The sequence below is a fragment of the Stenotrophomonas mori genome, from assembly GCF_023556335.1.
GTDB classification, from domain to species: domain Bacteria; phylum Pseudomonadota; class Gammaproteobacteria; order Xanthomonadales; family Xanthomonadaceae; genus Stenotrophomonas; species Stenotrophomonas mori.
Window position 1 is genome coordinate 74,952 of the sequence record NZ_JAIKTS010000006.1, and the last position, 14,974, is coordinate 89,925.

Sequence of the window (14,974 nt, forward strand, 5' to 3'; positions counted from 1 at the left end):
GCCCCGCTGAAGCCTTGCCGGGCATGCCCCGCCGGGCAAGGCCCGGCGCTACACCGCGCCGGGATGGATGGGTGCCAATCGCAGGGAAGCACACTCCCGATACCGTCGCCGTCCGCCGCTCGCGCCCACCCGGTAGAGCGGGGCCGTGCCCCGCTGGAGCCTTGCCGGCAATGCCCCGGCGCTACAGCAATCCGTCGCGCTTGACCGCGAGGTAGCGTTCGACCAGCGCGGCCGGCAGTGCGTCGGCGGTCACGTCGAGCACCATCACCCGATGGCTGCGCAGGGCGTCGTGGGCGGCGGCGCGCTGCTGCAGGTAGCGGGCGATGGCGCCGGCCTGGAGCGCGTCGGGCAGGGTGCTGGCCGGGCGGGCCAGGGCATCGTCCAGTTCGCGCTCGCGCAGGCTGGCCACGCAGACCAGGTGCCGCTTCTGCAGCAGGCGCACGGCGGCCAACAGATCCTCGATGTCCTCGTCGCGGACGTTGGTCACCAGCATCACCAGGCAGCGCCGCGAGTGCCGCAGCGCAAGCTCGGAGGCCGCGGCGAGGTAGTCGGTGGCCACCGGCCGTGGCTGCAGGTCGTAGCTGGCACGCAGCAGGGTGTCGAGGGTGCCGAGGCCGCGTTGCGGCGCGACCCAGCGGGTATCGCCGCCACGGGCGAACAGGCCCACGCCGTCGCCCTGGCGCAGCGCCAGGTAGGACACCACCAGCGCGGCGTTGAGGGCGTGGTCGAAATGCGACAGCCCGCCTTCGTCGGCCATCATCCGCCGTCCGGTGTCGACCAGCATCAGCACCTGCTGGTTCTTTTCGTCCTGGTACTCGCGCGAGATCAGCTTGCGCGCGCGGGAGGTGGCTTTCCAGTCGATCTGGCGCAGGCTGTCGCCGACGCGGTACTCGCGCATCTGGTGGAAATCGGTCCCCTCGCCGCGGCGCCGCTTGAGGTGCGCGCCGACCAGGCGCGAGGCCATTTCCGCGCTGAGCAGGGCCAGGCGTGTCAGTGGCACGAAGTTCGGATAGACCCGCACCTTCTGCGCTTGCCCGGCGATGCGCGATTGCCGCCACAGCCGCAGCGGCGAATGCAGGCGCAGCTGGATGCCGTCGAAGACGAACGCACCGCGCGCGCCAGGGGTGAAGTGGTAGCTGAAGCGGGATTCGCTGGCGCGCGACAGGCGCAGTGTGCGCGGCAGCCCGCGCGTGCTCCAGCCGCCGGGCACGAGGTCGAATACGTCCACGCGCTGCCGGCCGAAGCTGTCCAGCTGCAACCAGGTCTCGCGTTCTACGCCCAGAGCCAGGGTTTCAGGCAATTCGCGCCGTACTGTGGGGGTGGGGCGGCGTCGCAGCCATAGTGCGTCTGCCAGGGCGGGCAGGGCGATCGCGCAGGCCATGGCCGTCCAGATTCCGGTGGGCAGCAGGTGCAGGGCGACGGGGATGCCGAGCAGGCCCCACAGGGCGAGCAGTGCGATCAGCAGGGGGGTGGGCCTCACGCGGTGACCTTCATGACGGGTTCGTTGCCTGCAGGCAGATGCGGAAGCACGAAGATTTTTGCGGTTTCGGTTGCCCGTGACTTTGCTGCCGATTTTGGTTTTTGACCTTCGGGCCCCCTTTTGCAGCGACGGAGCCGGCGGGAAAAACCCGAAGGGCGGCGTGCAGGGATGCACGCCGTTTTTCGACGAGACAGGGATGTCTCGTCGAAAAATCCCGCCGGCGGAGTGGACCCGGCGCGCGCAGCGCGTCGGGCGCGTAGGCACGGGCGTGTTTCCTTGGGCCACGTTTCTTTGCTCGTGCAACGAAAAGATAGCCAAAAGAAACACGCGCCGGACGCGATCCGATGCGGCTGTGCCGCATCGGTTCCCTGCGCTCCCCGCGTGCCGAGGGGACGGCGCACAACTCGCTCCGCTCAGGCACGTGCGCCTCTTCGCCCTTCGGCCCGCCGCGGTACTCGGCTCGCTCTACGGCGGTGGGAGTCAAGGGCTGGAAAGCAGAAGCAAGATCACGGGCAACCGCAACCGCAACCGCAACCGCAACCGCAACCGCAATTCCTGCCTGTGCGGCGACCTCGATGGATGCACACATGGCAGTGACGGCAACAGCAGCCCACCCAGAACCCTCCCCCCGCACCGTGTACGAGGGAGCAGGTACCGAAGTTGCATGGCCGCCCACAACCCTCACTTGCGCGGCGCCTCCACCTTCGCCAACAGCGCGGTCAACGCATCGTCCGCCGACTGCCCTTCGATCTGCAGTTCCGGCGCCAGCGCGATGCGGTGCCGCAGCGCCGGCCTGGCGATCTCGCGCACGTCGTCGGGGGTGACGAAATCGCGTCCGGCCAGCACCGCCTGCGCACGCGCCGCGCGGACCAGCGCAAGGCTGCCGCGCGGACCGGCGCCGAGGGCGATGCCCGGCCAGTTGCGGGTGGCGGCCACGATCCGTACCGCGTAGTCGATGACCTGCGGGTCGACGGTGATGGCCGCCACCGCCTGCTGCAGGCGCACGACGTCGGGCCCGTTCATCACCCGCGGTACCTGCGACAGGTCGAAGTCGCCGGCACTGCGGCCGGCGGTGATCGCCGCGACCATGCGCTTTTCGTCGTCCAGCTGGGGATAGTCGATCAGCACCTTGAGCAGGAACCGGTCCAGCTGGGCTTCGGGCAGCGGGTAGGTGCCTTCCTGTTCCAGCGGATTCTGGGTGGCCAGGGTGAGGAACGGCGGGTCGAGCGGAAAGCCGCGGCCTTCGATGGTGACCTGGCCTTCCTGCATCACCTCCAGCAGCGCCGACTGGGTCTTGGCCGGGGCACGGTTGATCTCGTCGGCCAGCAGCAGGTGGGTGAACACCGGGCCGCGGCGGATCTTGAAGCTCTCGGTCTTGGGGTCGTACACCGCGTGGCCGCTGACGTCGCTGGGCATCAGGTCCGGGGTGAACTGCACGCGCGCGTAGTCCAGCTCCAGTGCCTGCGCCAGGGCGCGCACCAGCAGGGTCTTGCCGAGGCCGGGCACGCCCTCGATCAGCACGTGGCCGCCGGCCAGCAGCGCGACCAGGATCTGGTCGAGCACCTCGGCCTGGCCGATGAAGGCCTGGCCGATCGCGTCGCGCAGCCGTTCGACCCGGGCGAGCAGGTCGGTCGGGGCGGATGCAGGCGGCGGCACGGGGGCCTCGCCGGGCAGGGCGGGGGGAGAAGGCTGGTCGGTCATAGCTGGTTTCTCATCTGGATCAGCAGGGCGATGCGCTCGCGCAGCGCGGTGTCGTCGCGTGGGGAGGGTACCTGCAGGGCAGTGCGCACGCGCTCCAGCGGCCACCGCAGATGGTCGGCGATGGCCTGCAGGTGGGCGTCGCCTTCCAGCGCGGCGGCCAGCGGCGCGCGCCGCCGCAGGCGGGCGAGGAACGCGGTGCGCATCGCCTCATGCAGCAGTGCGCTCCTGCCATGGCGGTGCAGGTGCTCGCCGCTGGCCCGCACGTGTTCGAGCAGCGAGCGGCGTTCCTGCCGCGGCGACGGCAGCCATGGACCGAAGCGCTGGGCGCGCATCCACAGCCAGGCCAGCAGCGCCAGCAGCATCGGCCCGCCTATCGGCCAGCCGCGCTGCAGCAGGGTCTTCCACAGCGAGGGGGCATCCACCGCGTAGACCAGGTGCATGCGGCCCTTGCCGTAGTTGGGTGCGAGCACAAGCCGGGCGAGGTCGCGGTGCACGGGATCGCGCAGGCCGGTGTCCGTGGCACCGTCGCGGTTGGCACCGTTGCGCAGGAAGCCGGTGTCGCCCAGTACGTCGACGCGGCCGCTGCCGAAGCGCAGCCGCGCATAGGCCAGGGTCGCGTCGGCGCCATCGCCCCAGCGGCGCTCGGCGCGGCTGTTCGCGGCCAGGGTGAACCGGGTGCCGCCGCAGAACTCGTCGTGCGCGGCCTCTCCCGGCACCCGCCAGCGCTGGCAACGGGGCGGCGTGCTGTCGGGGAGGATGCCCAGGCGGTCGAGCAGGGTCCGTTGGCCGTCCAGGGCAGGATCCGCAGGCGGCACGGCCAGCAGCAGGTGGCCGCCGTGCTCCACCCACTCCAGCAGCTGCTCGACCTCGGCGGGCGGGAGCCCGCGCGGGTCGTCCAGCATCAACAGGGTGTCGCGTGGCTGCAGGCGCATCGCCGGCAGGTCCAGCGTCCGCCGCGATTCGGCCTCCAGGCCATCGCGGCGCAGCGTCTCGCGCAGGGCGAACACGGGGTTGAAGCTGGGTTCGCCATAGACCGGCAGCGGCGCCGGCCCGCATACGCGCTGGTAGCTGCGCAGGAACCAGGTGACGGCGAGGGTGGCAAGCAGCAGCGCGGCCAGCGCGATCAGTGCATTGCGCAGACGGATGCTCATGCCGGCCATCCGTAATGCCGCTGCAGATCATCGAGCAGCGCCTGGAAATCGGCATCGGCCGGCAGCCGGCCGGCATAGGCCGCGTACTGCCAGGTGCGCACCATGCGCGCGAACAGGCGCCGGTCCGCCTCTTCCGGCATGCGCCGGGACGCGCGCAGGCACTGCGCCTCGGTGCTGCCGGGCGGCAGCACGATCCCGGCCCGTCGCGACAGTTCGTCCAGGCTGGCGCGGTATAGCAGGGCCAACGCGTGCCGGGGCCTGCCTTCCTGCCACAGCCGGCGGGCGCTGGCGAGGATGTCCGGCGGCAGGACCTCGGGCAGTTGCAGCGCGGTGTGGGCGACCGGGGTCGCCGCGCCGTGCCGCGGCAGGCGTCCGCCGCCGCGCAGCCAAGGCAGCCACCTGCGCATGGTCAGCAGCAGCGCCAACAGCAGTGCGCCGACCACGATCCACAGCGCGCCGCGGCTGAGCAGCGCCAGCAGGTCGCCGATGCCGCGCAAGATCCCGTCGGCGGGGAAATCCCAGTCCTTCGGGGGCCTGGCGGTTGCCGGTTCCCTGCGCTCCCAGTGGCACAGCGTATGGCTGGCGCCCAGCTGCGGGTCCTCGTAGGCCCGCGCCGCGGCCTGGCGGAAGCCGGCGGTGTCCACCGGCGCCGGCCCGAAGATCGCCGCCGGGGTGGGGTCGCCGGGCGCCCGGAGGGTGGCGCCCTTGCGGTTGTCGTCGGCTGCCGTCTGCGGGTTGGCGGCGTTCTGCGCCCGCCCGGGCACGGGCGGCAGCAGGCCGGCCAGGAGCAGCAACGCCAGCGCCAGCAAGGGCGCGCCGCCCTGCAGGCGCTGGCGCAGCCGGCGGAAGGCGATCTCCACGTCCCAGGCTTCCAGCTGGGTACGGCGGTTGAGGTACAGGCCGAAGCCGGCGCCGCTGTAGAACGGCCCGATGAGCGTCAGTGCCGCCCAGGCCAGCAGGTTCAGGCCGAGCCAGACCCAGGCCGGCGTATCGCTGCCGATCAGCGAGACCGCGATGCGCAGCGATTCCGGCAGCGCGTCCAGCGGCACGAACAGGAACACCAGGGCGATGCCGGCCAGCTGCAGCATCGCCTCGAAGTGCCAGAACACCAGCGTCAGCAGCGAGGCATGGCCATAGGCCGCGCCGCCCAGCACGCGCCGCCGGGCACGCCGTTGCCGGGCATCGCCGCCTTCGAGCAGGTCCACCGGCATCAGCAGCGCCCGTGCCGGGCTCAGCCGGCGCCAGCCCAGGTAGGGCAGCAGGCCGCGCCAGCCCCAGTGCCACTGCGCGCGCAGGGTGGCGGCGGGCGCGGGTTCGGCGCCGAACGCACCGCGCGAGATCACGTACAGCGGGATGCGCTCGAACGCCGGTTTCAGCCACCACATCAGCAGTGCCGGCAACCAGTAGTTGTCCAGCCACCAGCCCGCGCCGTTGAGCAGCGCGAACAGCGGCAGGGTCAGCAGTACCCATGGAACCCAGATGGCCCTGGCGTGGCGCCGCACCAGCGCCGTGCCCAGCTCCATCGCCTCCCACTGCGAGCGCGCGCGCAGCACCACGTCGAGCTGGTCAATGCGCATCGCCGCTCCCGTGCCCGCCGCGCCACAGCCAGGTGAGCACCAGCGCCCACAGCACGCCGGACACGGTGAACTTGCCCCATGCCGGGACCCAGGCGATGGACGACCAGAAGGCCTCGATGAAGGCGGCCACCAGCAGCATGAAGGCCACGCCCAGGCACAGCCGCGCGCCGATCGCCCCGCCCTCCACCAAGGCATCGATGCGCCGCCTGCGGCCGGGGGCGATCAGGCGCAGGCCCAGTTGCAGGCCGGCGCCACCGGCAATCACGATGGCGGTCAGCTCGAACGGCGCATGCCCGACCACGAAGCGCCAGAACGGGTCGCCATGGCCGATCTGGTGCAGGTGGCCGGCCACCGCGCCGATGGTCAGGCCGTTGAACAGCAGCACCAGCACCGTGCCGAGGCCCGCCAGCAGGCCGCTGGCGAACGTGCGCAGGCCGATGCTGATGTTGTTCATGATGTAGTGGCCGAACATCGCCCAGTCGGTGCCGCTGTCGCGGCCCAGGTGTTCGGCGGCGGGGTCGTACATCTTCTCCATCTGTGCGACCTGGCGCGGATCGAGCAGCAGGTGGACCAGGTCGGGGCGGTACTGCAGCAGCACGAACACGCCGATCAGCGGCAGCGCGAACAGTGCGCAGGCCACCCACATCGTCGCCGCCTGGCTGCGCACCAGCTGCGGGAAATCGGCGAACAGGAACTCGGCGGCACGCCGCCAGCGCGGCGGCGGTGCGCGGTACAGCAGGTTGTGGCCGCGCTGCATCAGCTGCTGCAGGCGCTCGACCAGCTGCGGGCTGTAGCCGCGGTGGCGCGCCAGTGCCAACTGCTGGCACAGGCGCCGGTAGCGTTCGGGAATGGTCTCGTCGCCCGGCAGGTCCGCGGCCGGTGCACGCCGCGCGCGGCGTACACGCTCGCCGCGCTGTTCCAGCCAGTCCTCGAACTGCCGCCACTCGTGCTGGTGGCGGTCGACGAATTGCGCCTGCTTCATCGCCGTCCCTGCAGCCAGTTGGCCATGGCATACAGGCGCAGCACGCCGGTCCGGCCCCGGGCACCGCTCAGGCCGTCGACGATGTCGGCCAGTTCGCGCTGGCGCGGCTCCGACAGCCCCGGCGCACGGTCGGCGAACGCGATCAGCGCCTGTTGCTCTTCCAGCTGCAGCGGCCGCGGCGGTGGCTGCACGGCATCGATCCGGGCCGGCGCCAGGCTCGGGGGCACCGGCACGTGCACCACCAGGCTGCCGGCGACCAGGTCGCCGAGCCGGCGCCCGTGGGCGTCGCCCAGGCAGGTCAGCAGCCCCAGCGCATAGCCGAACGGCAGCATGTCCACCGTGCGCAGCAGGTTGCGCACGATCGCCGGCATCCAGCCCAGCGGCGCACCGTCGCGCGCCACCACACGCAGGCCGAGCGCACGCTTGCCCAGGGTGCGCCCGAACCAGACCTCCAGCACGATCGGGTAACCCCAGAACAGCAGGAACATCAGCCCCAGGTAGAGGCCCTGGCCGAGCCCGCCCAGGGCCATCAGCAGCGGGCTCATCAGCACCAGCACGCCGAACCGCACCGCCAGGTCGATCAGCCACGCCAGCGCACGCGGCACCGGGCCGGCCGCAGGCAGCTGCAGCGGCACGCCCTCGGGCGTGATCACTTCGCGGTGGGTGTCGAGCATGCGGGTATCTGGCATCGGCGGTGCTGCGCTCTGTGGCCGGGTCGCGCCCACCGCCTGAGGCGGGGAGGATCGCGGACCGCGGCCCGCCCCAGGCAGGGCCGCGGCCGGCCGCGCGGCCGGGCGAGGTCCGGCCAGCGACCGACTTTACCCGCCGCGGCCCGCGCTGCCCAGCCCGCGACTGGCCGCTGTCAGCGGTCGCCGCCGTCTTTGCGCCGGCCTCCCAGCAGCTTCCTGCCCAGGCCCACCAGTGCGACCACGCCGATCAGCAGCAGCTTCCAGAACTTGGCGAAGATCAGACCGAGCTTGGCGAACAGCCCGGCCTTGGCCGCCAGCCCGCCGCCGATCAGCGTCGCCACGCCGTAGGCGGCGATCCGGTCGGTCTTGGGGTTGTGGTCGGCATAGCGCGCGCCGGGCTCGAACTCGGCCATCGCCAGCAGCCGCTCCATGCCGGTGCGCACCAGCGGCAGCTCGTCCATGGCCGATACCGCGTTCAGGCTCAGGTAGCCGTGGCGGCCGAGCACGCGGATGCCGTAATTGAGCACATGGCCGGACTGGCCGTTGAACTCCAGCTCCTTGGCCCAGTACAGCTTGTTGTTGCCGGCGTCGTAGCGCGGCGGCACCGCCCAGCCCACCAGCTTCAGCGTGCCGTAGCCGGCCTTCTCGCGTTCCGGATTGGCCTCGTCGATCTGCTCCTGCATGTCGCGGAGCAGCTTGCGGTAGTTGATGCCGGCGGCATCCTCGTCGGACACGTAGCCATCGTCGGCATAGGTGACCACCACCGCCCAGCTGTCATCGTCGGCCAGGCCCGGCGAACGCGGCACGATCAGGCCCAGCACGTCCTCGTCGGGCGGGTTGCCCCACATGTCCTCCAGCACGCGCCGCGCATCGGCCTGGTCCAGGTAACGGAACTCCGGGCCCAGGTTGAAGCGCGCCTTGGCGGCGGGCACCTCGATGGTGCCGGAGCGGAAATGCAGCGACTGCACGAACGCCGCGGCGTCCTGCTCCTCCTGCGCCAGCGCGGCCGGCGAAGCGGCGCAGAACAGCGTCGCGCCGGCCAGCAGGCCCAGCGCCATGGATCTGATCGACATGAAAGGGTTTCCTTCCCTGGAGGGCGTCCCAACGCCCGGGGCCGGCAGTGTGAGGCAGCGTGGATCCGGCGGCAACGGGAAACGCGGGTGGCGCCCTGTAGAGCGGGACAACGCCCCGCCGGCCTGACGTCAGCCCGCCATCCCCAGGTACCGGTCCTTCAACCGCACATAGTGGTCCGCCGAATAGCGCAGCCCCTCGATGTCCTTCGCGCTCAAGGTGCGCACCGGCCGCGCCGGGTTGCCCACCCACAACTCGCCGCGCGCCACCCGCTTGCCCGGCCCCACCACCGCACCGGCGCCGATGAACGCCTCGTCCTCGATCACCGCGCCATCGAGCACGCACGCGCCCATGCCGATCAGGCAGTAATCGCCGATGCTGCACGCATGGATGATGCAGCCATGCCCCACGGTCACGCCCTCGCCGATCAGCGTGGGGTAGCCGCCCTTGTTGTACGGGCTCTCGTGGCTGACATGGATGATGGTGCCGTCCTGCACATTGGTGCGCGCGCCGATGCGCACATGGTTCACATCGCCCCGGATCACCGTGCCCGGCCACACCGACACGTCATCGCCCAGCACCACGTCGCCGATGATGGTGCAGGCAGGGTCGATGTAGACGCCTTGGCCGAGGGTGGGGGATTTGTCGAGGAAGGGGCGGAGGGGAGGCATGGGGAACTCCAGTGGGGGAAACAGGAAGGTGCACTATGGACATGCAGTCGGTCGGCACTGCAGGCCGCCCATTGTCGCCCTGTCCTGGTGCCAAGGGGAGCGGCAGTGCCACAGCCGCCCCGCGTAGCCGGATGTGCGGGGCCACCCCCCGGCTCCCGGTCGCCTTCGGCGTTGGAGGATGGGCAGGGCGCCCGACGGATGGGAAGTTGATGGCGATTGTTGGTCTGCCACTGCGGCAGTGACCATCACCGCTTTCCTGCGTTCCGCCCGGGAGTTTTCTGAGCTGCCTACGCGGCAGCGAATGCAATCGTCCAGGCCGGCAAGAACTTGGCGAATTTCTGAGCTGCCTACGCGGCAGCGAACCAAGATTTGGCCGAGCTCTACGACCACTACATGGGGGGCATCCGCAGCGGGCGTGCCGATGGGCAGGGGGACATGCTCACGCCGGCTGAGACCTTCAACCAGGCTGGCAAGGCGGCCAAGTCCGCGGCGGACAGTGGTATCGGCCAACTGACCGATGCGCAGGTGGAGCTTTTGCGGTCGCTCGGGCTACTATCCGCGCAACAGGAGGCCGAACTATCCGGCCAGGGTGTGCAGGATGAGCAACCGCGAAATCATTGGGGCGAACGGCTCACGTCCGAGGCGGAAAAGTCTGCATTCCTATCCGCTTTCCCAGAGGGACAATCCTTCTCCGGGAAACGAGTTGATTCCGATGACGGCCGAGCAACGAGCCGCGTACTCCAAGTGGTACGCCGACTTTCGGAATCCGCATCGGATGAGTTTGGAGGAGTTCCTGAAGCACAACGGGATCTCGCAACGCCCATAGGGCCGTTCAGCGACTTTCTGAGCTGGCGAACCTTGCCGAGCAGATGGCATCGGGTGAGCTGTCTTTCTGAGCTGCCTACGCGGCAGCGAACGACCGCAACGTAGTGACCGCGGTCGCATCGTCGTTTCTGAGCTGCCTACGCGGCAGCGAACGGGAGTGCGGCCGCCTCCCCCTTTTTTTTGGATTTCTGAGCTGCCTACGCGGCAGCGAACCATTTCAAGGAAATGCAGGAATGGCTTAACGATTTCTGAGCTGCCTACGCGGCAGCGAACCAGCAGATCCGCGCGGAGCTGGAGATGATCTGTTTCTGAGCTGCCGCGTAGGCAGCTCAGAAACAGGAATTCGCGTGCCTCTTTCGCTGCCTTCCAGTTCGCTGCCGCGTAGGCAGCTCAGAAAGTGGGTGGCGCTGATGATTTGTCGAAGCTAAAGTTCGCTGCCGCGTAGGCAGCTCAGAAAGTTGCCCGGCATATGCGAAGCGTCCGGCTCATCGTTCGCTGCCGCGTAGGCAGCTCAGAAAGTCCTGTTCCGGCGATGGATGCAAACCCATGGGTTCGCTGCCGCGTAGGCAGCTCAGAAACCATTGACGACCATCGGATCGGCGCCGGCAACGTTCGCTGCCGCGTAGGCAGCTCAGAAATGATGTCTGGCGGCCTGGCCACGCCGATGATGGGTTCGCTGCCGCGTAGGCAGCTCAGAAATCAAGCTCGGCAATCGGATCGGGCGGGGTGATGTTCGCTGCCGCGTAGGCAGCTCAGAAATGATCGTCACGAGTCCGCGCATCTGCGCCGCGGTTCGCTGCCGCGTAGGCAGCTCAGAAATCAAGGAACTGCTGCGCGTACTGGGTGAAGGCGTTCGCTGCCGCGTAGGCAGCTCAGAAATGCAGGCCCGCTCTTGCTCCAGGAGTACCTGGGTTCGCTGCCGCGTAGGCAGCTCAGAAATTGTGCGCGGTCAGGTTGTGATCTGCACAAGCGTTCGCTGCCGCGTAGGCAGCTCAGAAAGACAAACCGTTGGGCGCGGGCTCGAGCGCGATGTTCGCTGCCGCGTAGGCAGCTCAGAAAGCACCGAGGAAGTCGTTGGTGCTGACTGGGGGGTTCGCTGCCGCGTAGGCAGCTCAGAAAATTCGCCGTGATGGCACCTACACCGCCCGCCTGTTCGCTGCCGCGTAGGCAGCTCAGAAAAGGAGGTGCGGCTGCTTGGCATCGCAGGCCCGGTTCGCTGCCGCGTAGGCAGCTCAGAAAGACGGTGCTTACAAGTCCGGGTTCGGGCTGGAGTTCGCTGCCGCGTAGGCAGCTCAGAAATCAGCGACTACCTTGGCGTACTCCTTAGCGCTGTTCGCTGCCGCGTAGGCAGCTCAGAAAGACACCGCGGCGAACGAGGACAGAGGTTGCCGGTTCGCTGCCGCGTAGGCAGCTCAGAAATCCCCAGTACCGCCGCCGGGATCAGTCCCGCCGTTCGCTGCCGCGTAGGCAGCTCAGAAAAGCTGCTGTGGCCGCATCGTGTCGGACTTGGAGTTCGCTGCCGCGTAGGCAGCTCAGAAAGCCAGCCGGGGCACGGCAAAACTCTTCATGCGGTTCGCTGCCGCGTAGGCAGCTCAGAAACTACCCCGCCGCGGCGGCCCGTACCGGCCGCCGTTCGCTGCCGCGTAGGCAGCTCAGAAAACGCCGCTGGCGTTGGTGGTGCTCGATGCCGCGTTCGCTGCCGCGTAGGCAGCTCAGAAATTGCGCTCGGCTTCGGCCTGCTGCTGGCGCTCGTTCGCTGCCGCGTAGGCAGCTCAGAAAGGGCACATCCCGCTGGAGAAGTGCTGCCATCACGTTCGCTGCCTACGCGGCAGCGAACCCGGAGTGGACCAAGGTTGGTGGCATGAATCATTTCTGAGCTGCCTACGCGGCAGCGAACGCGCTGGCGTCGCCGATGGCGATGGCGGATGATTTCTGAGCTGCCTACGCGGCAGCGAACAATCTGTGATTTCTTCCTTGGATGAGGGTTTTTTTCTGAGCTGCCTACGCGGCAGCGAACCGTCGCCATCGTTACCGCCCCTAAACTCACGTTTTCTGAGCTGCCTACGCGGCAGCGAACGTTCTTACGCGTGTTGCAATCAATGCGCCACTTTTCTGAGCTGCCTACGCGGCAGCGAACGAGTGCGAACGCATCGATCTCAAGCGCCAGATTTTCTGAGCTGCCTACGCGGCAGCGAACCCTGCGAATAGGAAACGACTGCGCCGGGCGAATTTCTGAGCTGCCTACGCGGCAGCGAACACGGTGCAAATGCTGCAACGGGATCGGCTGGATTTCTGAGCTGCCTACGCGGCAGCGAACGACGAATTCGACGCCAGCGTCGCTCAGTTGCATTTCTGAGCTGCCTACGCGGCAGCGAACCCTATCGGTTAATCACCACAAGCGCTCGGCGATTTCTGAGCTGCCTACGCGGCAGCGAACCTCTCGTTTGGCAACAACATTGGAGCACTGACTTTCTGAGCTGCCTACGCGGCAGCGAACAAGCCCTTGGGAAACATGCCGGCAACCAAGCTTTTCTGAGCTGCCTACGCGGCAGCGAACATTGAGCGTCGCATTGCCATCGTGTGTGGCGATTTCTGAGCTGCCTACGCGGCAGCGAACGATGACTTCGACGGCGTGCGCAATCTCGCCCTTTTCTGAGCTGCCTACGCGGCAGCGAACTCGAGCACATGTGATCCTCCGGACATTCACCATTTCTGAGCTGCCTACGCGGCAGCGAACGCGCCGAGCACGTACATAAAGCCGCGCACCCATTTCTGAGCTGCCTACGCGGCAGCGAACGTCGTCGTCAGTACCGCGTCGTCTCGGTGCTGTTTCTGAGCTGCCTACGCGGCAGCGAACTTTTCTGGCTTTCTGCGCATACGCGCAGAGGCTTTCTGAGCTGCCTACGCGGCAGCGAACAGTTCATGCGCACGCAAGTTGGTACGCACTTCTTTCTGAGCTGCCTACGCGGCAGCGAACAGCGTGTCGCGGCTGCGCAACCGGAACTGGGATTTCTGAGCTGCCTACGCGGCAGCGAACCCGAGGGTGAGGGGTTTCAGTCCACGCAACATTTTCTGAGCTGCCTACGCGGCAGCGAACTAGACAAAAACAATCGTAAGCTATTGTATCCATTGAAGAAAAATCGATTGGAAGGCCCCGCCCCCTATTCCAGGGGACGGGGCCAAGTGATTGATTTTCAAAGAGCGTTTGGGGTGCCTGGGGAAAAGGATCAGAACCAGGGAATGGTGGTCCTGGAGCTCAGTCCATACGTATTGAAATGGCCGTCCACCGCGGTGGGCGATGGCGGTCCCACGTAGATGAACAAGCAGTAGGACTGCCCGCTGCTGCGACTGTGGAGATGCAGGTAGGGCAGGTCGGGTTGGCGTTCCACGGTGGCCGGAATGGCCTGTTGCACCTGCTGCTCGGTCTCTCCCTTGCGACGCATGCGACGGCGGCGCAGGCGTTCGACGCTGGTCTTGAACTGGCGACGTTGCACGGTGCGCTGGGGCGCACCCTCGGGTGCGGGCTTGATATCGGTCAGGCGGACATGGTCCCGCAGCCCCTTGAGCCAGTCGTCCTGCAGGAAGTGGCGAAGTCCGGCCTCGCTGCCGTGCAGGCGCAGCACCCGACCCAAAGTGCGGGGCATGGTGCTGTAGCCGGGAAAACTTACGCCGATGTCCTCGACACGGTGCCGGACCAACGCAAGGTGCACGCGGTCGTACAGCGCTCCCAGCAACTGGGTGGGCGTGGTTTCGGGGTCGGGGACGACCCGGATGTCGACATGGTGGCTGGTCACGGCATTCAGCTCGCTTCACCGAACACGCCACCACGTACCAGCGTGGCAATGACGAAGTGTTGCTGCTCCACTTCGGGGGCCTTGTCCTTCAATACCCAGGCATCGAGTAGGTTGTAGAAGTCCTGCTTCTCCTTGGGCTGGCGGTAAGCCTTGCCCTGGGTGGTGACCGATCCGTACGGCTCCACCGCGATGGGGCCGTTGTCGGCGGCCTCCGGATACCAGGTGTCGATGGTGCGCAGTGCATTGCCGATCTTCTGCGAGTGGATGGCTGCAACGCCGTCCACGTCGTACAAGGTCTTGCTCTTGTCGCCACGACCGCGGTCGAGGATGAGTTCCTGCGAGGGGAAGACTTCCTGCCCGGCACCGGCGCGGACGAATGCGGTGACCTGCAGCAACACATGCGTCCTGCCGGCAAGGCCATCAGCAATGGCCTGTGCGAGCGCATTGATGTCTGCATTGCCACTATCAAAGCTGCGCAGGCTCAGGGCGAGCGCGTCGAACGTCCACGTCTGTTTGGCGGCACCGTTCTCCCATTGCGCCACACGGACTTCCACTTCCTCGGCGCCGATGCGGTTGCGCCACAGGAAGCGACCGTTGGCGAGGTTGGCCGCGTAACGCGAAGTCAGTTCGGAGAATCCGTTTTGCGCGACGTAGTCGGCAACGGTCTGCATCAGTTTGGCTTGGTAGCTGGCATTGTTGCAGGCTGATGGCGTGCCGGTGCCGGCCAGCACGCGCAAGGTGAACTGTACTTTTAGGGTGTCGGCGTTAGCGGGCAGCATTGCGACATCGACGGTTTGCAGGTTGGGCTTCTCGATCGCAGCATCGAGTTTGGCCGGGTCCTGGTCCTTGGTCTTGAGCCGGTTGGAGATCGTGCCGCGCACGGATTTTTCGCGCAGGGTTACCGGCTGCCACTGATCGGCGTTGCTGCGATCATTCCAGTTGCCGGCATGCAGCACAGCATCGGACGGGTCCAGCTTGCGCTCGAAGGCGAGGACAGAGGCGGTTTTGATTTCGTTGGCCATGATGGAACTCC

10 protein-coding genes and 1 CRISPR repeat array are annotated in these 14,974 nt (G+C 67.8%); all 10 genes read right to left on the minus strand.

Going from position 1 to position 14,974, the window contains the following annotated elements; translation table 11 throughout:
- Window positions 1–181: 181 nt before the first annotated feature.
- Window positions 182–1,480: a DUF58 domain-containing protein gene (locus K5L01_RS14330; protein ID WP_250065288.1), complete on the minus strand. Its 1,299-nt coding sequence runs from the start codon at window positions 1,478–1,480 to the stop codon at window positions 182–184.
- A gap of 681 nt (window positions 1,481–2,161) precedes the next feature.
- A complete protein-coding gene (locus tag K5L01_RS14335) occupies window positions 2,162–3,181 on the minus strand; it encodes an AAA family ATPase (protein ID WP_250065289.1) in 1,020 nt (339 codons plus the stop codon).
- The gene (locus K5L01_RS14340) at window positions 3,178–4,332 is read right to left on the minus strand and encodes a DUF4350 domain-containing protein (RefSeq protein ID WP_250065290.1); all 1,155 of its coding nucleotides are present in this window, start codon (window positions 4,330–4,332) and stop codon (window positions 3,178–3,180) included. The genes K5L01_RS14335 and K5L01_RS14340 overlap by 4 nt, the downstream gene beginning before the upstream one ends.
- Window positions 4,329–5,909, minus strand: a complete 1,581-nt coding sequence (locus tag K5L01_RS14345; RefSeq protein ID WP_250065291.1) for a DUF4129 domain-containing protein — start codon at window positions 5,907–5,909, stop codon at window positions 4,329–4,331. The genes K5L01_RS14340 and K5L01_RS14345 overlap by 4 nt, the downstream gene beginning before the upstream one ends.
- On the minus strand, window positions 5,899–6,891 hold the full coding sequence (locus K5L01_RS14350) for a stage II sporulation protein M (RefSeq protein WP_250065292.1): 993 nt from the start codon (window positions 6,889–6,891) through the stop codon (window positions 5,899–5,901). Before K5L01_RS14350 ends, K5L01_RS14345 begins: the two co-directional genes overlap by 11 nt.
- Window positions 6,888–7,565, minus strand: coding sequence for an RDD family protein (locus K5L01_RS14355; protein ID WP_250065293.1), 678 nt, complete (start codon window positions 7,563–7,565; stop codon window positions 6,888–6,890). Before K5L01_RS14355 ends, K5L01_RS14350 begins: the two co-directional genes overlap by 4 nt.
- Window positions 7,566–7,753: 188 nt before the next feature.
- Window positions 7,754–8,653: a DUF2167 domain-containing protein gene (locus K5L01_RS14360; RefSeq protein WP_250065294.1), complete on the minus strand. Its 900-nt coding sequence runs from the start codon at window positions 8,651–8,653 to the stop codon at window positions 7,754–7,756.
- 129 nt (window positions 8,654–8,782) lie between these two features.
- Entirely contained in the window at window positions 8,783–9,322 is a 540-nt protein-coding gene (locus K5L01_RS14365) for a gamma carbonic anhydrase family protein (protein ID WP_250065295.1), read from the minus strand.
- Window positions 9,323–12,016: 2,694 nt separating this feature from the next.
- A CRISPR array of direct repeats spans window positions 12,017–13,244; the repeat unit is 28 nt; unit sequence TTTCTGAGCTGCCTACGCGGCAGCGAAC.
- Window positions 13,245–13,374: 130 nt separating this feature from the next.
- Window positions 13,375–13,941, minus strand: coding sequence for a type I-F CRISPR-associated endoribonuclease Cas6/Csy4 (cas6f, locus tag K5L01_RS14370; RefSeq protein ID WP_250065296.1), 567 nt, complete (start codon window positions 13,939–13,941; stop codon window positions 13,375–13,377).
- Window positions 13,942–13,946: 5 nt separating this feature from the next.
- Window positions 13,947–14,963: a type I-F CRISPR-associated protein Csy3 gene (gene csy3, locus K5L01_RS14375; RefSeq protein WP_250065297.1), complete on the minus strand. Its 1,017-nt coding sequence runs from the start codon at window positions 14,961–14,963 to the stop codon at window positions 13,947–13,949.
- Between the last annotated feature and the right edge of the window lie 11 nt (window positions 14,964–14,974).